At 29.9% G+C, this 21734-nt stretch carries 22 protein-coding genes; 17 read left to right on the plus strand and 5 right to left on the minus strand.

Features of this window, described 5'->3' with window-relative positions; translation table 11 throughout:
- Positions 1-2470 (minus strand): helicase-related protein (locus M9Q43_RS13515; protein WP_262319394.1); only part of this gene is annotated, 2470 nt, incomplete at its 3' end.
- 319 nt (positions 2471-2789) lie between these two features.
- Between M9Q43_RS13515 and M9Q43_RS13520 the strand changes: the two genes are divergently transcribed.
- Both M9Q43_RS13520 and M9Q43_RS13525 read left to right on the plus strand, forming a co-directional pair.
- Positions 2790-3185, plus strand: a complete 396-nt coding sequence (locus tag M9Q43_RS13520) for a hypothetical protein (protein WP_262319395.1) — start codon at positions 2790-2792, stop codon at positions 3183-3185.
- A 77-nt stretch (positions 3186-3262) separates the two neighbouring features.
- On the plus strand, positions 3263-3697 hold the full coding sequence (locus M9Q43_RS13525) for a JAB domain-containing protein (RefSeq protein ID WP_262319396.1): 435 nt from the start codon (positions 3263-3265) through the stop codon (positions 3695-3697).
- A 221-nt stretch (positions 3698-3918) separates the two neighbouring features.
- On the opposite strand, the gene M9Q43_RS13530 is transcribed toward M9Q43_RS13525, so the two are convergent.
- Positions 3919-4122 carry a helix-turn-helix domain-containing protein gene (locus M9Q43_RS13530; RefSeq protein ID WP_262319397.1) on the minus strand — a complete coding sequence of 68 codons (204 nt, stop codon included), beginning with the start codon at positions 4120-4122 and terminating at the stop codon, positions 3919-3921.
- A gap of 110 nt (positions 4123-4232) precedes the next feature.
- Here M9Q43_RS13530 and M9Q43_RS13535 point away from each other — a divergent pair, with 110 nt between their 5' ends.
- The 15 genes from M9Q43_RS13535 to M9Q43_RS13605 all read left to right on the plus strand — a co-directional run bounded on the left by M9Q43_RS13535 (position 4233) and on the right by M9Q43_RS13605 (position 16512).
- Positions 4233-4649: a hypothetical protein gene (locus M9Q43_RS13535; protein ID WP_262319398.1), complete on the plus strand. Its 417-nt coding sequence runs from the start codon at positions 4233-4235 to the stop codon at positions 4647-4649.
- Entirely contained in the window at positions 4649-5125 is a 477-nt protein-coding gene (locus M9Q43_RS13540) for a hypothetical protein (protein WP_262319399.1), read from the plus strand. Before M9Q43_RS13535 ends, M9Q43_RS13540 begins: the two co-directional genes overlap by 1 nt.
- 10 nt (positions 5126-5135) lie before the next feature.
- Positions 5136-5561, plus strand: coding sequence for a hypothetical protein (locus M9Q43_RS13545; RefSeq protein ID WP_262319400.1), 426 nt, complete (start codon positions 5136-5138; stop codon positions 5559-5561).
- Positions 5558-6019 (plus strand): hypothetical protein, encoded by a 462-nt coding sequence (locus M9Q43_RS13550; RefSeq protein ID WP_262319401.1) that lies wholly within the window; start codon positions 5558-5560, stop codon positions 6017-6019. Before M9Q43_RS13545 ends, M9Q43_RS13550 begins: the two co-directional genes overlap by 4 nt.
- 264 nt (positions 6020-6283) lie before the next feature.
- Entirely contained in the window at positions 6284-6733 is a 450-nt protein-coding gene (locus tag M9Q43_RS13555; protein ID WP_262319402.1) for a KTSC domain-containing protein, read from the plus strand.
- A gap of 55 nt (positions 6734-6788) precedes the next feature.
- A complete protein-coding gene (locus tag M9Q43_RS13560; RefSeq protein ID WP_262319403.1) occupies positions 6789-7280 on the plus strand; it encodes a DUF1761 domain-containing protein in 492 nt (163 codons plus the stop codon).
- Positions 7281-7345: 65 nt separating this feature from the next.
- On the plus strand, positions 7346-8491 hold the full coding sequence (locus M9Q43_RS13565) for a GNAT family N-acetyltransferase (RefSeq protein ID WP_262319404.1): 1146 nt from the start codon (positions 7346-7348) through the stop codon (positions 8489-8491).
- A gap of 71 nt (positions 8492-8562) precedes the next feature.
- Positions 8563-9210 carry a DUF4230 domain-containing protein gene (locus tag M9Q43_RS13570; RefSeq protein ID WP_408611268.1) on the plus strand — a complete coding sequence of 216 codons (648 nt, stop codon included), beginning with the start codon at positions 8563-8565 and terminating at the stop codon, positions 9208-9210.
- 71 nt (positions 9211-9281) lie between these two features.
- Positions 9282-9554 carry a hypothetical protein gene (locus M9Q43_RS13575; RefSeq protein ID WP_262319405.1) on the plus strand — a complete coding sequence of 91 codons (273 nt, stop codon included), beginning with the start codon at positions 9282-9284 and terminating at the stop codon, positions 9552-9554.
- 31 nt (positions 9555-9585) lie between these two features.
- Positions 9586-11463: a tetratricopeptide repeat-containing sensor histidine kinase gene (locus M9Q43_RS13580; RefSeq protein WP_262319406.1), complete on the plus strand. Its 1878-nt coding sequence runs from the start codon at positions 9586-9588 to the stop codon at positions 11461-11463.
- Positions 11464-11466: 3 nt separating this feature from the next.
- Entirely contained in the window at positions 11467-12114 is a 648-nt protein-coding gene (locus tag M9Q43_RS13585; RefSeq protein WP_262319407.1) for a response regulator, read from the plus strand.
- 99 nt (positions 12115-12213) lie between these two features.
- Complete coding sequence (locus M9Q43_RS13590) at positions 12214-12915, plus strand: hypothetical protein (RefSeq protein WP_262319408.1); 702 nt, start codon at positions 12214-12216, stop codon at positions 12913-12915.
- A 13-nt stretch (positions 12916-12928) separates the two neighbouring features.
- Positions 12929-14281: a hypothetical protein gene (locus M9Q43_RS13595; RefSeq protein ID WP_262319409.1), complete on the plus strand. Its 1353-nt coding sequence runs from the start codon at positions 12929-12931 to the stop codon at positions 14279-14281.
- A 94-nt stretch (positions 14282-14375) separates the two neighbouring features.
- Positions 14376-15701, plus strand: coding sequence for a hypothetical protein (locus M9Q43_RS13600; RefSeq protein ID WP_262319410.1), 1326 nt, complete (start codon positions 14376-14378; stop codon positions 15699-15701).
- Between the two features lie 4 nt (positions 15702-15705).
- The gene (locus tag M9Q43_RS13605; RefSeq protein ID WP_262319411.1) at positions 15706-16512 is read left to right on the plus strand and encodes a hypothetical protein; all 807 of its coding nucleotides are present in this window, start codon (positions 15706-15708) and stop codon (positions 16510-16512) included.
- Positions 16513-16540: 28 nt separating this feature from the next.
- Here the strand turns inward: M9Q43_RS13605 and M9Q43_RS13610 are convergent, their stop codons facing one another.
- The 3 genes from M9Q43_RS13610 to M9Q43_RS13620 all read right to left on the minus strand — a co-directional run bounded on the left by M9Q43_RS13610 (position 16541) and on the right by M9Q43_RS13620 (position 21593).
- A complete protein-coding gene (locus tag M9Q43_RS13610; RefSeq protein ID WP_262319412.1) occupies positions 16541-16849 on the minus strand; it encodes a rhodanese-like domain-containing protein in 309 nt (102 codons plus the stop codon).
- Positions 16850-16916: 67 nt separating this feature from the next.
- Positions 16917-18674, minus strand: a complete 1758-nt coding sequence (locus tag M9Q43_RS13615; RefSeq protein ID WP_262319415.1) for an aromatic amino acid hydroxylase — start codon at positions 18672-18674, stop codon at positions 16917-16919.
- A gap of 87 nt (positions 18675-18761) precedes the next feature.
- Positions 18762-21593: an AsmA family protein gene (locus tag M9Q43_RS13620; protein WP_262319413.1), complete on the minus strand. Its 2832-nt coding sequence runs from the start codon at positions 21591-21593 to the stop codon at positions 18762-18764.
- Between the last annotated feature and the right edge of the window lie 141 nt (positions 21594-21734).

The following is a 21734-nucleotide window of genomic DNA, read 5'->3' on the forward strand; positions in this document are numbered from 1 at the left end:
TCACTTTAAATTGGAATTGGGTGGTCAATATCACTGGAATTTGCACTGTACCAATCCTATTAACCCTACCTATACGTTGCATTAACCTAGTAGAATTCCAAGGCACATCATAATTGATGATTACATTAGACCTATGTAAGTTAATACCCTCTGCTAATACTTCTGTTGTTAGTATTAAATCATAATTAGTTTCCCATTCTTTCTTTTCTAAATTAGCATCAAAATTTAATCTAATTGTTTCCTCTTTATCTTTTCTATTCGCTGCACTAATTGATAAGGTTTTGTCATATCCATTTTTATTCAAATGGTTTTCTAAATATCCAATAGTTTCTTTTGACTCAGAAAAAATAACAAGCTTTCCAGAATGATTAAACTTTTTGTTTAAAAAGACTTTCTTAATGTCATTTAAGAACTTATCTAACTTAGGGTCATACTCAATTTTACTCCAAGCATCAACTAAATATTTGATATATTCTAAATCCAATTTCAATAGAGCTAAAAAGTCATCTTTAAAATCTTCTTTTTTGTAGATTAGATTATTACCTCCTTTTTCATTTATTTTCTTTTCAAGTCCTTCTTCATCTCCCTCATTTAGATATTTATTCACATCAATATCAGGAGCTATATAAATAGTATCATCTTCAAACATTTTTATCATATGTTTGGTATTGTTGTGAAATCTATCTAAGGACATTTTAAAAGCGTAGAAGCTACTTTCAAGTCTTTTTACAAGTAATGTTTTCATTATTGCAGAAAGTCTTTTAGAAATGGATTCTACATCACCATATCTTTCTCTATCTTCTTTTTTTAGTAAAAATTCAATTGCTCTATATCTGTAATATCCTATACTATTAGTTTCTTTACCATCTTCATCAAAACCTGTTAGATAGGTAATAGTTAGGTCAAATAGTTTAGAAAGATTATCATCAAATTCATATTCCACTTTATTAGGTGGATTAATTTTAGGGAATTTTATTCCTTGTATTTCTAGGTCTTTTAAATACTCTTTGTTGTTTTCAATATCTTTCCTAGTTCTTCTAATAACCAAAGGTTCTACAACCTTGTCCCTAATTTTGTCAAAGATTAATTTTACTTTTTTTACATCTAAAACTTTTTCTTTTTTTAGGTTATCATACTCTTCTTTTAATGGAGCAAAGAATGATTGTAAATCTTTTATTGTTGGTAAATTAGAATTTCTTTTGTCTTGGAATAAATAAACCTGATTCTCTATATCAGATGGATGATTATTTAATGGTGTAGCAGAAAGTAACATTATTTTCTTTCTAATATCCCCATTTGTGCCAGGTGTTTTTCTATCTGTTTTAGTTATTGTTTGAAGCTTCTCATACATTTGAGAAGTGTCATTTCTAAATTTATGAGCCTCATCAATAATGATTAAATCATATTCATTAGGATTTGGATAGTCTAAATTTTTGCCATCAATAACTTTGTGCAAACTTCCTGTTGATACAAAATAAACATTATTCCAAATATGAAAGTCTTTTATAGTTCTTTTCCAATTTCCCTCTAATGCAGGAGGATATACTACTAATATTTTGCTGTGATATCCATTTTCATAAACAAACTTTTTAGCAATAATTGAAGCAATAATTGTTTTACCTAAACCAACTACATCAGCTAGGAAAAAACCATTATAACGCATTAGTTTTTCATAACCCTCAATAGCAGCTTCAGCTTGATATGTTAATCTCATATAACTATCAGGCAATAATAAATCTACATTAGCAGGGTCATAATCAATTCTTCTTCCAAAATATTCTATAAGTAGTTTTATATATAATTCAAATGGGGTAAATGAATCATTCAAATAAGTTTCATCTTTGATTTTTGTAACATCTACAGGAAGAATATCAATAGCTTCATCCCAAAGTTTATCAAATTCATCTGATGCAAACTTCACATCATCATAATCACGTAACTCAACATTAAATTCATAAGTTGGATTTTTAGTTAAACCCAAACCACTTTTACTAAAATTAGATGAACCAGTGATTACACTACCTGTAGAATATTGATTGAAGTTTTCAGGTTTAAAAATGTATATTTTCGCATGTAACTTTTTATCAGGATGAGCTTTAATTTTAATTTTTCCTGAAACTATATCTTGAATAAATTGAAAAATTCCTTGTTCAGTTTCATTGTCATATTCAGCCTGTTCAATATCAATTTTTAATCTATCTGTAAATGCATCTTTTGTCTCTTGTGGGTCAGTTAAAAACTGTTGTCCTTGTGAATAATACTTTTCACTAATAGCATCCACATCAATACCTGCTAAAATTCTAATCTCAGGTATATTCTCTAAATAAGGGCGTAATTTAAAATATCCAGAAGCTCTAAAATACCCAACTAATACATCAAAGGAATGTATGTTAGGTATATTTGATAAAACTCCTTGTAACTTGTTAAATAAGGTGTTTTCCTCTAGGTTGGTAAAAAATCTAGTTGACATTAATTATAAAAATTGATAATCTCCAAAGATAGTGTTATTGTTAAAATATTTTTAAACATTTTTTTGTTTATGTAAAAAATTTTTATAGAAAATTTCTGCCAAGAAGTTTACACACATACAAGCTTCCGTACAAAACACCCCCGCCACTTCTAAAACCCACTAAATACCCCCACTTATTTGGAGCAAGAAAAGATTTCTTGTGCCATATTTTTTTCATTCTAAATTTTAGCTTACATAAATTCAAGGTGATAGTTGTAATTTTTTAAGTTCTGAGGTGAGTTTAAAGTTTGGCAAAGTTCAACTCAAAAAAATTAAATCAATGGTACGAATTATTGACTACAAAAAAAGACAAGCAGAGGATGGTAGAGAATTCTTTGTTTTAGAAATTTCGGGAGGTATTGAAATGGTAAAAAGTCAAACCTCAAATCAGTTTTATGCAACTGCTAAAAAGGCATTTATTTCATCAACATTTGATGAGCAAACTTGTAAAGCTCTTATTGGTACTGAAATGCCAGGTAATGTAGTGAAACAAGAATGTGAACCTTATGAGTATGTAAATAAAGACTCAGGAGAGGTAATGATGTTAAGCTACAGATATGTTTATACACAAGATGAAGCTATTACATCTAAAGAAGACAAATCTATTCAAAGACTTCTAGCTGAGGAACATACTTTTTCAAGTAATGGGCATCACAAAGAAGAATTTGTAATGTAAAATTAACTCGTCCATTTTTGATATAGCTCTATTAAGGGTAGTATCATTTGTGGACGAGTTTTTTATTTTCTATTCCTATGGAAGTAGCTGAAATTAAAGTTTCCTATTCAAATACTAATCCTGATAGAGTTCAAGTCACAAATAGCCAAAAGATATTTGAAGTGATTATGAAGCATTGGGATTTAGATATTTTGGAGTATCAGGAACAAATGAAAGTAATATTGCTCAATAGGGCAAATATTGTATTAGGCATCTATGAGATGTCTAAGGGTGGTATATCAGGAACAGTAGTAGATATTAGAATTATTTTAGGTGTGGCTTTAAAATGCAATGCATCAGCTATTATTTTAGTACACAATCATCCAAGTGGTAAGTTAGTACCAAGTGAACCTGATAAAGCTATTACAAAAAGATTAAAAGAAGCTTGTAATTTGCTTGAGGTGTATTTACTAGACCATTTAATTATATCTAAATTTGGGTATTACAGCTTTGCAGATGAAGGTACTTTATAATACACATTTAGGAGGCTGTTACAAATATCAGTGCGAATGGATGTGTGAATAAGGAGGCTTTTTGGAGTGTTGTTGATTAGTTTGAAAAAAATCAAGATATAATAATATAGCCAAAAGTTGTAAAATAACACTTGTTTTATGTTGCAATATGAATACTTTTATTGCCCTAGATACTATTTCCCAAGCAAATAGGCTGCTAACTAACAAATAGCCAAAATGTATTATATTTCATTAAACTTAACTAATTCATCAACTGTAGTTTCCAATGCAACAGCTATTCTATGTAATGTATAAATGGTAGGGTTAGTTCTACCTGATTCTATTCTTGAAATATTAGTTGTATCAATATCTCCATCAATTTTACCTACTAAATCCACTTGAGTTAAACCCTTACTAACTCTAATATCTTGGATTCTTTTACCCACACTTTTTAATAATTCTTGCTTATCCATAACTTGACATATTTGGCAAGTCAAGAAAAGATTTATATGTTTGTAAGTTAATGCCATATATGGCAAGTTTCAATGTTTTGTATATGAAGAAAATTGATTTAATAAACTACCCTTTAAATAATGTAGCATTCTTTAGGAAGATTGATTTTAATCTTGATAAGGAATTTAAAAAATCATTTTTAAACATCCTTTTACTGAAAATTTTTGGTAATCAAAATGCAGATTGTTTATATGAAGTATTGACTTTTCAAATTGATGAAAGCACAAATACATTAAAATACGGCAGAATTGTTACTGAAGAACTTTCCAGAGAAAGTATTAAATATAATACTCCAAATAGCCTAAAAATGTTTAATGGAGAATTGCTATTTGAAAATCAAAACTACTCTTACAGAACAACAAACTTTAAGAGTAATTTACTTGATTTATGGGTAGCAAGAACAAACAAACAGACTGATGAAATAGATAATTTGGTTTATAACACTTTAATATTTAGGTGATGAATCATACACATAAAAACATCAATGAAATAAAATCTTGGCTTACTGATAATTCTGAAAAAGTTAAGCTAGATATATCAAATTCAAAATGTAATAAATGGGAAAATTGGCTTGAAGATAAATCAACACATATTTACCCTTGTATCTGTTCTAAAAGAGAGCAAGACTGCATATTTATTGAAACCTATTACCAATTAGATAGAGTTATACAACTACATCAGAAAGAGGAATACTTTAATATCCTAGTACAAGAATACAAGCAAATTAGTAGTGATAAAATTGCTTTATCTGAATGGTTCAATAAATACAAAAAGTTAGCTTCTGAATTAGCTTTTGATACAGAAATATCAATAATGCTAGAATTAGAGCCATATAAAACTTCAAAAATTATACTCAATGAAAATGAGTTCAAAAACATCATTGAATTTCAAAACATCTTCAATGAATTAGAATACAATCAAATCATTAATTCTTAATTAAATTCAAATGAAAAGTATTATTTCCCTTTTGTTTTTCCTGACTTTTGCAACTACTAAAGCACAAGATAGTCATGTTTATGTAACTTCACATTATAAAATAGATGGCACACAATCAGTAATATATAGTAAGATTAGTTTTATGATGATTACCAGTAATAACTATGCAACACTTTATGTTAAAAATAGAGATATTGACAAATGGTTAATTGAAGATTATCCATTAGAATTAATTGAATCAGGAAATAAAGATGGTTTGTATTTCGAAAAATATAACATTTCTAAAAGTTCAGGGGCATTTATTGAATCAACAAAAAAATATGAAACTAGAGGGTATTATTTTTTCTTTGATGAAAAGGGAGGTGCTATAAAATCTATAGTTGAAGTAATAATATATTCAAAGGATAATATAGTCACAAAAAGATATTACCCATGAACAAATTAACCACCAATTACAAGGTGGTTTTTTTATACCCAAAAGTTATGAAACAATTAAATATACCTTTCAAGTTAGGCATGCAATATGATAATTGGGAGTTTGATTTGGAGGTAACAAAGGATAGAATAGAGGGTTGTGATAGTTACATTTATACAGGTAGAAAGTTTAATAAATTTCTGAATTATTCTACAGATAAAACTGAATTATTATTCAGTTTAGATGTATTAGAGGCAGTAATATTAAGATTTACTTATAGAAATATTAAATTCTATTATGAACTTTTGAAAGCTATAAGTAAATCTAGTAGAAGTAAAGTGAATTATCATAATAACTACACAGCTCATCTAGTTTCAAATAATCTAACACATATCTTTTATAATAAAAGTGATAGTACCATTATTCTCATATATGGTAAAATTAGATTTATCCAAAAACAATTACTACTTTTGCACTGAAACAGAAGAAAGAGTGGTTTTGAAATGTTGGTCAAGGCACACATTTAGGCATACACAAAAATTAATTCTTTGTAAAGTCTTGGTTTTTAGCCCAGAAGTGTCACAGGTTCGAGTCCTGTTCCCGCTACTAAGCTTCACAGAAATGTGGAGCTTTTTTTATGTAATTAATTCATTAATAAATGGTTATGTTTTATTTATTGTTTTGGTTTTTTGGCTTGATTCAATAATAAAACACTACTTTTGCACCTTTATTTTAAAATAACTATGAATCCAAAGAAAATTGCCGAGTACAGAAAGTTACTTGATGTTACCAAAACAGCTACGCTGAAAGAATTGAAAACCATCTACAGAAATAGTATGAAGGAAGATCATCCTGATACTATTGCTGATCCAGTAGAGCGTTTAGCGGCTGAAGAAAGAAGTAAAAATATTATTGAAGCGTATCATTTCTTAGTAAGTATTGCTCCTGAAACGCAAGAAAAAAACAAAGAAGTATATCAAAAAACAACTACAACTGTAAATATCCAAGATTTTTATATGGATAATGGTGTGTTGTATATTTCATTTTTAGATGGGAGCAATTACGAATATTTTAGTGTGCCAAAAGTAACGTACATTAAAATGGTAAATGCCGAGTCTCCGAGTCGATTCGCAAGAAGACACATTTACAATGAGTTTTTATACCGTAGTGCAAGCAAAATTGTAGCTGAATAAACAAATGTTAATTTTTTTCTTATATTTGATATACTAACCAATAAACTATATCAATATGGAATTAATTAATTTTCCAGCAATTTTGGTTGCTGCTCTTTCAAGTTTTGTTGTTGGATTTGTTTGGTACAATCCAAAAGTTTTTGGAACGATTTGGATGAATGAAATCGGAATGACCGAGGAAAAAGCCAAACAAGGTAATATGGCAAAAATCTTCGGATTAACTTTTATTTTTGCTTTTATGTTGGCATTTATTATGCCCACATTTGTAATTCATCAATTTGGTGCATTAGGTATGGTAGGTGGACCTTCTGAGGTAGGAAAAGCGCTACCTTCTTATGCTGCATTTATGGCAGATTATGGAAATGTATTTAGAACGTATCAACATGGTGCTTTACATGGTGCTATGATTGGTCTTTTTGTGGCGTTACCAGTTATTGCGACAAATTGCTTGTTTGAGCAAAAATCATTCAGATACGCAGCAATAACTTCTGGTTATTGGATTGTTGTAATGACAATAATGGGAGCTATTATTTGTGGCTGGAAATAAAATAAATTTTAACATTTAATTATATAGGAATCGCTCTACATTTGTGGAGCGATTTTACTTTTACATTGGACCAAATTTCATTTAAAATATATAATTCAGTTGCGGAATTACCTGCACTTTGGGACACTGTAGCTCAGAGCAATGTTTTTCTGCAAACATCCTATCTATCTGTACTTGAGCGTTCGGCTCCTGTAAATATGGAGTGTTTTTACATTGGTATTTTCGAAAAATCAGAATTAATAGGTGTTTCTTTAGCACAATATTTAGATTTAAATAAACTCGAATCGTTTGGAGAAAGAGACAAGTGTTTTAAAACCGCTATTCGTAATTTTATTTTTAAAAATTTTGCTTCGCACACGCTTTTCCTTGGAAATAATATGATTACAGGTCAAAATGGTTATGTTTTTACAAAAGAAATCGATTTTGAGTGTATAAGTGATATTCTAATTCAAAGTGCAGAGGAAATAACCTTGTATTTCAAGAAAAAAGGGATAAATATTCATTTGGTTTCTTTCAAGGATTTTTATGAGCACTGTTCTGTGGAATTGAAAAAGTTTCGTTTTTCTGATGTATACGAGTTCAATACGCAACCCAATATGATTTTCTATTTAGATAACAAATGGAAATCTGAAGAAGATTATGTAGGTGCACTTTCGAAGAAATATCGCGACCAATATAAGCGTGCTCGCAAAAAAAACGATGGAATCATTGTTAAAAATCTTTCTTTTGAAGAAGTTATTCATCATGAAAATACGATTTACGATTTGTATCATTACGTAGCAAAAAATGCTCCTTTTAATACATTTTTCTTAGCAAAGAATCATTTCTCAACTTTAAAAGGACAATGTGGTAATCGTTTTCAGATTTTTGGTTATTTTTTAAATGATAAATTAGTTGGTTTTCATACGCTTTTATTAAATGACGAAACCTTAGAAACTTATTTTTTGGGATACGATGAAACCATTCAAAAAGAAAACATGCTGTATTTGAATATGTTGTACAACATGACGAAATACGGAATTGAAAACGGATTCAAAAAGATTATTTTCGGGAGAACAGCTTTAGAAATAAAGAGTTCTGTAGGTGCATCACCAGTTCAAATGTCTGGGTTCATTTATCACAACAATAAATGGATTAATAAATTTATTGGCAAAATATTTAAACAATTAGAGCCAGAACTAAATTGGCAACAACGCCATCCATTTAAGTAAAAATCTTTATATCTTCGTGTAAAATTTTAATCATGGCACGAACATCTTCTACAGAAACCGCAATAAAAAACATGTTAATTCCATTAGTTCAAGCCATTGGACGTTCTGGAAAACTATTGTATTTGATTATTTTTATGGTAATTGGCTATTTTGTTTATCAATTTTTTACCAAAAAATCGGAAACATCAACCATTGAATACGATACAAATTTGATTCAAGTTCAAATAAAAAATGTTGGAAAATTGGTCGTAACTGAAGGCCATTTCGCTGAAGTTTTAACGTATAAAGACAAAAAAGAAACCTATATTCCTGGATTATCTTTTGATAAAAAAGCATTAGTTGTTATAAATGCTGATGTTACTGTTGGCTTTGATTTGAGTAAAGTAACGTATGATATTGATTCAAAAAATAAAATTTTGACCATTACAAATATTCCAAAAGAAGAAATTAAAATTAGTCCCGATTTTAAATATTATGATACAGAATCTTCTACATTTAACGAATTTACAGGTGAAGATTACAATAAGATAAACAAAATTGCTAGAGCAAATTTGGCTAAAAAAATTGAAAAATCTACCCTAAAAACAAATGCTCAAAATAGATTATTGAGCGAGCTTTCTAAAATGTTGATTCTTACCAATTCTATGGGTTGGACGTTATCTTACAAAGGAAATGTAGTTAAAAATGACAAAGATTTAGAACTCAAAATAATCAATTAAATACGCATTTATTCGTATTGAAAAAACCAAGTCATTAAGTCAAATTTGTAATTGATTTAATGACTTTTTTTATGGATAAAATAATAATACTAGTTCTTGTCTCATTGTCGCTTTTAGTGATTAAGCTTGTAATGGCTAATAAAAGAATAAAGCACATACATTTTCAAAAAATGAAACAATTAAAAGATGTTTTCAAAAGCTTATCAAGTAAGCAGGAAATATTAAATCAAAAAGCTTCTATTTCATATGATTTTCAATCGAATTATAAATCCGATATGAAAAAATTAAGTGAAGAAATTTTTGTACTTCAAAAAAGAATATTTGAATTACTTTCAAAGAAATAATTTAGTACTTTTAGTATATAAAATCCAAAAAATGAACAAATATTTAGTTATAGTCTTAGCGTTATGTTTTCATTTTGTAAATGCACAAAAAGAACCTAATACGACTTATCAATTTCTAAAAAAAATAGACGAGATCAATTATTTGAACGATGCCAAAAACAAATCGTCTATCGATTCTTTACAATTGATAATCGATAATAGTTCAAACGATACAATCAAAGGATATTTTTACAGAATTCAGGCTAAATTTTTAATCAGTCAATTAGAACATGATTTAGCTTTAAAAAGTTTAGACAAATCCATCGCTTTTTATAAAAATGCTAATAATTCATTGGGAATTATTAAATCAATGATGAATAAAGGCGGTGTTTTGTATCAAAAGGGAGAAACCAAAAAAGCAACTCAAGAATATGTCAATGCTTTAACAATTGCAGAAAAGAATGGATATAAAAACGAAATTGCAGCTTTGTACAAGAACATCGGACTCGTTTATTATTCACAAGGAAAAACTAAAGAAGCATTGGCTTACAACAATAAAGCTTTGGCCATTTTTAATCAGTTAAAATCTAAAAAAGATATTGCGGCAACTTATGTCAATATAGGAAATTGTTATTTTGACGATTACCAACCTCAGAATGCTTTGTTGAATTATAATAAAGCTTTGAAATTGTCTAAAGAAACAAATGACAATCAAACTATTGCTAAACTGTATAATAACATTGGTTCTGTTTACATCAACGATTTACAAGATACAATCAAAGGAATCGATTATTTATTAGATGCTTTAGCCATAAAAAAACAGATGAATAACCAAAACGATTTGATTATTCAATACAACAACATTGCAGCAGTTTATTTAGATATTAAAAAATACGATTTAGCGTTGAGTTACAATGATAAAGCTTTTGAATTGGCTTCTAAGTCGGGAAATCTGGAAGAGTTAATCAATGTTTATGATACTTATGCGCTGATTAATTCGGCAAAAAAAGATTTTAAAAAAGCCTACGATTATCATAAATTGTATTCAAAAACAAAAGATTCTTTATTGAATATTGACAATTTAAAAGCAGTTGAAGAAATAAATACAAAATACCAAACGGCCGAAAAAGAAAAGCAACTGTTGCAAAAAGAAGCAGAAGCCAAAAAGAAAACCACAACCATAATTATTCTTTCCTTGTTAGCTTTTTTCATTGCGATTGTTGGATTTTTAATTTACCGTCAACAGCGATTGAAAAACGTGCAACAAAAGCAAGAATTTGAATTGCAATCAGCTATTGACCAAATAGAAAATCAAAATAAATTACACGAACAACGTTTGGCGATTTCAAGAGATTTGCATGATAACATTGGAGCGCAATTGACATTTATTATTTCTTCGGTTGAGAATTTAAAATTCGGTTTTCCAACGATGGAAACGTCTATTAAAAATCATTTGACCAAGATTAGCGATTTTACAAAAACCACAATTGTAGAACTTCGCGATACGATTTGGGCTATGAATGCTAACGAATTTACGTTTGATGATTTAAGTTCCAGAATTTATAATTTTATCGAAAAAGCGCAATCGGTAAAAGAAAATACAGCGTTCAAATTTTTGGTTGATGAGAGTTTGAAAAACAGTAAATTTTCATCTTTAGAAGGTGTTAATTTGTATCGAACAATTCAGGAAGCAGTAAATAACGCCATTAAATATGCCGATGCAACAGAAGTGTCAGTTCAAGTACAACCAAATGAAAACGGAATTATAATTGAAGTTTCAGACAACGGAAAAGGCTTTGATTTGGATACAATCGATTTAGGAAACGGAATTGTAAACATGCAAAAGCGAATCGAAGAAATTGGTGGTATTTTCAAAATCCAATCCGAAATTGCTAAAGGAACTCAAATTACTATTTCATTAAATAATTAATCCATGATTCGAATTGCCATAGTTGATGATAATACTTTTCTACAAAAAACGATACAAGATAAATTGAGTTTTTTCACAGATATTGAGGTGCGAATGAAAGCCATTCACGGCCAAGATATCATCGAAAAATTAGAAAAAAATCACAATCTCGATTTAATTCTAATGGATATCGAAATGCCAAAAATGAATGGTATTGAAGCAACGGCAATCATCAAATCAAAGTTTCCACAAATCAAAATCATTATGCTAACGGTTTTTGATAATGATGAGAATATTTTCAAAGCCATAAAAGCGGGAGCTGATGGTTATTTTTTGAAAGAAGTCAACCCGCAAGAATTATACAACGGAATTCAAGAAACCTTATCAGGTGGTGCTGGAATGACGCCTTCCATTGCATTAAAAACACTCAAATTATTACGTGAACCTTTAGTTTTTGATGATTCGATTGCTAAAGAAGAAATCCGTTTGACTATAAGAGAAGTTGAGGTATTGGAACAATTAAGCAAAGGATTAAAATACAATGCCATTGCCGAAAACTTGTTTCTTTCACCAGGAACGATTCGCAAACACGTGGAGAATATTTACACTAAACTTCAAGTGCATAATAAATTAGAAGCCATTCAAAAAGCAAAAAATAATAAGTTGATTTAATCAATATACGAATTTCTACGTATTTCTTTACGTATTGCTTCCGCATAATTTTACTTCATAATTAAGAACAAAAAATGTGTAACTAATTCTGAAGAAATTATGAAAAAACTACCCTTATTTTCAATACTTGTTTTGGCTTTTGCTTTTCAAAATGCAACAGCTCAATTAGACAAATTAGCCGTAAAATTCAATACGGGAATGTCGTTCTCAAAACCTGGAGACGATTTAGGCGAAGTCGCCGACAAAGGAAAAGCAATGCAATTATTTGCCAGTTTGGAAGGCTCTTACCATGTAAATTTCACCAAAAATACCAAGTTTGGTTTCAAAGGAGCAGTCGTTGTTGGTCAAGATTGGGCTAACTTTTTAGCAGCTGATAGAAGTACCGAATTAAAAGTTGCTGTTACAAGTGCAAAGCTAAGAGTGTATCCACTTTCTTATGACGGTCGTATAGATGATGGTTTAGAACAATTACTTCCTGGCGATTTGCCATTGATGGCTCAAATTCCAGTTTACATTGGTATTTACTCGGTTTTTAATAGTTTGCATTTTGATTATGGTGTAGGAAGTGGTAAAATTTTAGAAACAGATTATGCCGGAATTGGATTTCAAGACGAAACCGTAAAACGCACCATGAAATACTTCGGTTGGGGATTTCAACCACAAATTTTCCAATCCGATTCAGAAAAATGGTCGTGTAATGCAGTTTTCGATTTCGGGAAATATTCTTGGAAAAATGCTGGCGGTGGAACTTCATCTTTTAAAAGCAATCACGTAGGTTTTGGTGTACAATATAACTTCTAAAAAAAATATAAAAATGAAAAAATTAATCACAATTATAGCCGTATTGGTAGTAAGTTTTACGAATGCGCAAATCGTAAAATACAAAGCTTCAGATTTTAATTTATCTGCTGATGTAACAAAATACGAAGAGAAAGAATTCTATTATGATTTCGGATTAAATAAATATAAGTTATCAAATACTAGAACTATTTATTTAGATAAAGGTTTGGTAACAAAAATCGAAAACATGTCTAATTATTTCATGTCTATGGAAGCTACTAACACATTTAATTATAAAAATGGATTACTGCAATCGATTCATATTAAAACACAATTGGGTGAATTCACTGAAAACTTCGTACACAAAAATGGTAAAATCGTTGAAAAAAAGGATACTACTAAAAAGAGCGTTTTTGAATATGATACTAAAGGAAATTTGAGCAAAGAAACAGTGTACGAAAAAGATGTAATGGTTGAAAAAATTACTTATGCTAATTACACTTCACCAAATTCATATATCAAGAAATCAATTAAATATGCTAACAATGAAGAAGATCAAGTAAATGAACAAATAATCAAAAATGGTTTGTTGATTTCGGAAAAAAACACGACTAAATATTCAACTTTAACCGAAACCTATCAATACGATAAAAATAGAAATCAAATTCAATATACAAGAGATGATAAGGTTTTTAAAAGCAGCTATGAATACGACAGCAAAGGAAATATTGTGCGTTCGCAAATTCAACAACTCGATTTTGATACTGATGATAAAGTTAACTATTTCACTTTCGCAAAAGTTACTTACTCAAACGGTAAAACTGCAGGAAATGCTGAATTTGATGTGAATTACGTTAAAAAATATGACACAAATTCGGCTTCTTATGACGTGAGTACCTCTTTTCACGGCGCTTCTGACGAAGTATTAAATAAGGCTTTAGCTGATTTACAAGCAATCGCTAATCCAAAGTGTAAAATCAAGAAAAATGAAGGAAATACGTTTACTATTAAAGATGCTAATGGAGAAGAAATTACAAATGATGTAGAAGCTGTAAAAAGTAATTATGATATTTTGGTGTACGATATTTTATTCAAAAAAACAGTATTGTTAAAAGGTTTTTATACCGAAAATACAAAAGTTGGCGAATGGTACAACATGGAAGAATTTTCTTCTCCAACTGGAATGTACTGGATTTTTTCAGAGAAACCTGAGTTTTTTGTGATTCAAAATGGAGTGATTTTAGATTCATCTTTATACAAATTAGTAAAAACGCAAAAAGAAGATGATTTCATCGTTCAAGAAGCCGGAATTGACAAATACATCATTCGCGATTTGAATTCAAAAGGTTTTGAAACATTTTATCCGTTGGAATTTTTAAATAATTAAACATGAAATCGCCACTAACAACAAGTTGCGTAAGCAACACCAATGAAGAAAGGCGATTACATATGACCTTTAAAAAACAAATAATTATCTACATATGAAATTTTCTATTCTTTTTCTTTTTTGGTTTGCGAATATTTTTGCCCAACAACAATTTAGAACTTCCGATTTTGGTTATTCTGATGATGTGATAAAAGTGGAAGAATCGCTTTATAAATTTAATATTGAAACAAAAGAATTTGTTAGAGAAAACACCTATACAACTGAAATCAAAAACACCTATTTCCATAAGCAAACACTTGAATCTTATTTTGGTGATAAAACATTAATTGGAGAATACTCATATAGTTATAATTCAGATTTCACGCTTAAAGAAATCATTTATAAACCATTGGAAGGAAATTTTGGTTACCCAATGAAATTTTTATTTCAGTACGAAAAAGGAAAGTTATTAAAAATGATTATTGAAGGTATATCAACCACTTATTACGAATATGATAGAACGGGAAATCTAATCAAAGAAATTCAAAAAGATATAAAAAATGAAGTGGCCAAAGTGACTACTTATCAAGATTACAAAGGTAAAAGTAGTTATGTAAAAATTCAAAAAGATGGCGATGGAACAGGAGCTGATTTTACAAAGGAATACTTCGAAAACAGTATTATTAAACGAAAAGAATTAGTTTCTGGTGATTTTAATTCAATTACTACTTACACTTATGATAAGAATAAAAATGTATTATCACAGGTTTATGACGACAGTTCTCGAATTGATTTTAATTACGAATTCGACGCCAAAAATAACCGAATCAAAATTGCAAAGTTGAGTCAAGCAGTGCCAGAAGATAATTCGTTTACATTTATTAAAATTACGTATGCTAATGGAACTACTTCAGGAAGTACATCGTTGGATTTAGACTTCGTTAAAAAACACGATAAGTTGTTCAGAGAGAAAGATTCTTTGATGCAACAATATCAAAAAGTTGTGTATTCTAGAAAAAATTATTTATCGGTTTTAAAAGGCGAAGATAATGTAATCGAAATCCAAGATTCGTATGATAATAATTTTGAAAAAGTAGTGCAATTAACTGATACACCAGAGCATTCTAGTTTGGTAATTTTTAATGAAGTAGATCAATCGGTGCATTTTGTGAAAGGATTTTATTTGGATGATTTTGCAAAACATGAATGGCATGATGCTATAAAATTGGAATCGCCAACAAGAATATTTTGGGTAAAAGACAACAAGTTTAAAATTTCATTTTATCAAGACGGAAAGTATTTACAAAGCAGTAATTTTTCTATCTATGATGACGAAAATCCAAATCATTTGATTGTAAAATCAGCTGATGGCACAACTTACCAAATTCAAAATGTTGAAACTTCAGAAGCGGGAAGATTATATCCATTATTTAAAAAGTAACAGAATGAAAAGTTTATTATATTCAATAATTGTTTTATTGGGTTTGAGTTTACAAGCGCAAGAACAATTTCGTACGTCGCATTTTAATTGGTCACCAAAAACACAAACCATTCAAAAAGAAATTTATGGTTTTAATTTGGAAACCAATGCGAGAGAATGGATAAAAACGGAAACTTATGTTTTTTATAATACCTATTTAGATACAATGGTGGTTGATTTAGGAAATGCAAAAGAAGTTACCGAGTGCAATTATAACATCGATGGAAATTTAAAAGTAAAATATACTTATTATCTACAAAGCGAAACACAAGATAAAACCTTATTTTTCTATGATAAAGAACTTCGTCTAACCAAATCGCAAGAATTTGTACAAGGCAGATTGTTTTCGGAAACGAAATATTCATACGACAAGCAGAATCGATTAATAAAATCAGTTTGTAGAGAAAAAGAAACCGGTTTTTCTGAAATTACCGAATATTCTAATTACACTTCTGACGATAGTTATACCAAAACTTCATATTACAAAGATGCCAAGAAAGAAGCAAATTTGGCAATAGAAATTTATAAAAACGGATTATTGATAGAAGGAAATTATCAGATCTTCGATTTAAAAAGTAAAGTAGTTTATCAGTACGACGAAAAACGAAATGTAATTTCCGAACAAAAAGATAACGACGCGCCAACATTGTATCAATACGAATATGATGCAGAAGGGAATCCAACGAAAATAACCATTTCAAATACTCAAAATCCGTATTTGAATTCGGAGATTATAATAAAAAGTACGTATTCTGATTTTGTGACAAAATAAAAAGTCCCGATTCAATCGGGACTTTCTTTTATAATTTACTTTCTAAGCTTTGCCAACCACCACCGTTGATGCAATCAATTCCGTTTTGTTTTAAAATAGAAGTCGCTTGACCGCTTCGCATTCCAGAACGGCAACATGCTATCACTGGTTTGTTCCATTTTTTGATGGTTTCAATGTTTCCGTTTAAAACTTGTAAGGCAATATTTTTTGAACCTTTGATATGTCCGTCTTTAAATTCTTCTGGTGTTCTTACATCTAAAATAATAGCACCTTTTTGAACGTATTCTTGTACCTCATTGGTTTTGTTTCCTAATCCTAAAAAATCTAATATTCCCATAATTGTTTCTTTTTTTAACAAAGATAGAGCTGATTGAAAATCTTTTCAGTAACAAAAGTTACTTTGGTTAAACGTTTGCTTTCTCAAAAATCAATTCTAATCCACCGTCAATTAAGTGAGCAACTTCTGGGCGATTGGTTTTAACTTTTTCTAAATGATTTAAAACTTTATCCACTAAATCCGAATTTTCTTCTTTTTTAGCCAATTCAGCAATTTCTACTGATAATAACCAATCGTTTGGATGTCCAGCAGAAACTGAAGCAAATGCTTCTTTTAAAGTCGTACTAGCCGCTTTCCCTTCTCTAATATTACGAACACTTAAGTATAGTTTTTCTAATTCTTCTCTTTCAACCGATTTTTTCTGTTTAATAGTTTGCGATGATGGAACGTGATTAATCATATCAAAACTGTTCACATCTGCTGGGCCTGAAAAAGCAGAAATTACTTTTTTACCAACAGCCATATCGTAAATTCCCCATTCTGGTTGGAAAAGGACGGTGTCGTTATGGGTAACCGTACAATTTTTGAATTTAATCAATAAAATTTCACCTTGTAAATTGCGAGAACCTGTGATGATTTCTCCTTTAACCGTAATATTTCCTTCAAATTCTAAAGTTACTTGCTCGCCTTCGTAAATGTCATAAGCGCGTAAATCTCTCGGACTCATTTCCTCAATAGCCAAGTTGATGCCTTTTAGTTTTCCAATTGGAGAACCAAAACCTTCAGCATGATATTCTGTTCCATGACCTACTAATTCTTTTTCTCTGTACGAAAGCGCCGTTTTACCTGTTGTTTGTACATAAACCGATTTTCCTTCGTGTTCAATTACATTGGTAAAAATTCCAGAAATCTGAATTCCGGTACTTAATTCAATGGTTCCTAGCGATTTTGAATCAATCAATTTTTGAACGCTTTTTGGACCACCTTTTCGAAGCGCCATAGTATTAGCAAACTCTTCTAAAACCGAATTTAGTTGAGCAAAATCGGGAGTAACATATAATTGTGGTTGAGGTTTTGTTATGTCAAAACTTTGGTCTGCTGCCGAAATATCATACGGAATTTTCTTCACGTTATCGGTCATGCACCAAGCACTTTCTCCAATCGAAGAAAGTAATCCTGCGCCGTAAATTTTTGGGTTTTCAACAGTTCCGATTAAGCCATATTCAACTGTCCACCAATGAAGGTTTCTAATACGCGACATTTCTGATAATTCGCCCATATTATTCTGTAAGAAATCAACATGCTCTTCTGCTTTTTTGATTTCTGATTCAGGCGTATCTTCTGCTTCTTTCAAAATTGAAAGTAAACGAATGGCTTCGTATAATTCATAATCACGAGAAGAGGAAATAGCTTTACAACCAATTTCACCAAAACGTCTTAAATATTCTGCATATTCCGGATTAGCAATAATAGGAGCGTGGCCAGCACCTTCGTGAATAATATCGGGTGCTGGAGTATATTCAATGTGTTCTAATTGGCGAATATCGCAAGCAATAACTAAAACATTATAGGCTTGAAACTCCATAAAAGCATTAGGTGGAATAAATCCGTCAACGGCAACTGCAGCCCAACCAATTTCTTTTAAAATACGATTCATTCCATACATATTTGGAATGTTATCGATTTCTAAACCTGTTTTTTCTAAACCTTCTAAATAAGAATTATGCGCTACTTTTGAAAGATAAGATACATTTTTACGCATTACATAACGCCAAACCGCTTGGTTTATCGGTGTGTAATCATCATAAACTTGAGGTTTAATGAATTGTTTTAAATGCTTTGGTAATCTGTCAATCAGCGGATTGCTTTCAAAATGCGTTTCCATAATTTTACTTGTCATGTTTGAGGTAAAATTACGAATTTTTAAGAAATCAGGAAAGCTTTTTAACGATTTGATACCAATTGTAAATTATCAATCTGCTTTTTCAACAGGAACTGAAGGTTCAATTTTTGGAATACTATCATTTGGGACTGTTTTTGGACCAGGTAGACCTTCGCTTGTATTAATTGGAGTTACACCATCAACATATTCGGTTTCTTCTAAATCTTCTGATTTTCTTCCTAATTTGATATCTGGATTTTCTTGTGTTCCCAAAACTTTGATTGGAATTCCTAAAATTCCTAAAGGTGGTAATCCAATACGCATTTTTAAATTTAATTTTCCGTCTAAACTCGTTTGTCCTTCAAATCGCAATCTAAAACCAGCTACTTTAAATTTGAAACGTTCAATAGTTACGATATTGTTCTTGATAGTAGTTTTTATATCTACTTTAGAAATATCTGGATCTTTAATATCAGGATTTTCGGTTTTAGATGAAACTACATTTAATAATTTAAAGCCTTTCATTTTTACTTTCTTCACTGATAGTGTTCCGCTTCCTTCTAAAGACGGCATAATTGGCTCCATTTGATTATTTAAAACACCTTTTATCGAATAATTTAAACCTACAATTCCTTCCGCACTTTCAGCAGCTGTTACGATTTCTCGGAACATTTTAATTTCGTTGTAAGCGCGCTTAATATCAAATTCTGAAGCATTAATTTTATAATCGAAATAGGCTTTTTGGGTACCTTCGTTTTTATACATCGCTTCCATTTTTGCAGTGGCTCCAATAATGCCAAGTGTTCCGTTTGAAAGTTTTAATGTTCCGTTTTGAATAAGTACATTTCCTCTTAAATTTTCAATAGTAACATCGTCGTATTGTGTTTTTGCAGCATTAGTTTGGATAGCAACATTCAAATTGGTTGGAATTTCAACTACTCCTGAAACTTCTGTTTTTTCAGCTTCTTCATCAGTTTCATAAGTTATTGTTGGAATAAATTCGTTAATATTCAAGAAATTCGATGTAAGATTGAAGTTTCCTTTTAAAATTTGATTTTCTGAAAGCACAAAATTAATTACGTTTTCTAAATTTCCATTCATGGCAATGTCAGACGTTCCATATTTTCCGTTGAAATTAGAAAAGTTCATCTTATCTTGATTAAACGTGAATAATCCGTTTTCAATTAAGAAAGGTTTTGCTAAATAATCACTCTTGGTTTTTATGTTTTTAACTTCAAGTGTTCCGCTGTTTTTTAAATTGTCAATTCTTCCATTTGAAACATCGCTTTGTTTTCCTGCCAAACTCAAATCTACTTTAATGAAACCATCTACATCCAATCCTTTTTGAGAGAAAACTTTGTAAATTCGAGCAACGTTTAAAGTTCCTTTTGCTTTAACATCGTAATTAATATCATCAAAGTTTTTAAAAGAGGCAGTCATGGTAAAAGGTTCACCTTCAAATGTAAAATTCGCTGGCGAAAGCACAAAAGAAGCATCTTTAAAATCGCCAGTTGTGCTATTCAAGTTTGCTTTTAAGTTGATATTTTGAATTGGTTTTGGATAATATGCTGTTTGGATTAATCCGTTTTTGATTTCAAAATTTCCTTTAGTAATAGGGAATTTTCTATCTTCTTTACTGTAATTTCCTTTGGAAACAATGTCAGTATCTAAATTTCCAGCTAATTTGAAATTCGGAACTTGAAGCGCATTACTCAAAAAAGCTAAATCTAATTTTGATTTCACTTTTGAGTCGATAGCTATCTTTTTTCCAAAACCATCCGAAATTAAAATCGCGCTTAAATTATTCTTATTAACATCAAAGTACAAAGAGTCTAATCGAACTTTGAGTTGATTAATATCTAAATTCGGCAATTTGGTATCGAAATTCAAGAAAATATTCTCAACAGGATAAGGTGCTTTTGTGTGTTTTACATAACCATCTCGTACTTTAATGTTGAAATTTAATTCGGGACTTAAATTCTCTGAAGCAATATATTTTCCTTTTAAAGTTATGAAAGCTGAAGTTTTTCCTTTCATTTTGGTTTCGGTCATCCAAGAAACATATTCGGCTGGCAAAGCAGTAAATAAATCGTCAAGATTGCTGTCTTCGGTTTTTAATTTAAAATCCATCTGGTAGCCATTTTTAAGGAAATCAAATAAACCAGTAAATTCAACAGGTAATTTGTTAATCACTAAATCATTCTTTTCAAAAATAAACGAAAGTGAGTTGGTGTTGATTTTTGTAATTAAATCTGCTTTTACTTTTTTGCTTTTTAAGTATTCTTTTTTGTCATAAGTAAAGCTTAAACTATCAATTTTTGCCGAAGTTTTTAAGTTGAAATTCGATTCTAATAAATCGCCTTTTCCTTTATAATTGAAACCTTTTGCCTCGATTAAAATCTTTGTAGATTTATCATTATAGACTAAGTGACTGTTGCTAATTTGGATGTTTTCTAATTCTAAAGAAGCACTTTCAGAGGAAGTTGTGGTGTCTTTTGAATTTGATTTGTAAATGTTGTAATTGGCTTCTCCTTTTTGATTAACCAAAATATTGATTTTAGCATTATCAATGTAAATCTCTTCAATTTGAGTTTGGCTTCCAAAAAGAACACTCCATACGTCAATTCCAAAACCAATTTCTTTAGCTGAAATCAAAGATTTATTTTGATACGGTTTTGATCCGTTAAGATTTAACTCGTTTAGTGTTAATGTTAAAGAAGGAAAGTGTTTGAAAAACGATAATTCAGAATCGTTAAAGTTTAGTTCTCCTTCTAAATTTTTATTGGCTAACACTTTTACTTTTTCAGTAATAGTATCGGCAAAAATTATAGGTAATACAATAAAAGCTAACAATGAGATTACAAAAGTTATTCCTGTTATTTTTAAAATTTTAGAGAGAATTGTTTTCTTTGATTTTTCCATTTTTTATAGCTGTATCGAGATATGGCAAAATTACTACAAATATTATTTGTAAGATTTAAAATGAGTAAAAAAAAGAGCTAGTATTAAACTAACTCTTTTCTCTTATCTTTTCATTGAAAAATGCGCTTTAAATTGTTTTGC

It is taken from the genome of Flavobacterium odoriferum, from assembly GCF_025499515.1.
Taxonomy (GTDB): domain Bacteria; phylum Bacteroidota; class Bacteroidia; order Flavobacteriales; family Flavobacteriaceae; genus Flavobacterium; species Flavobacterium odoriferum.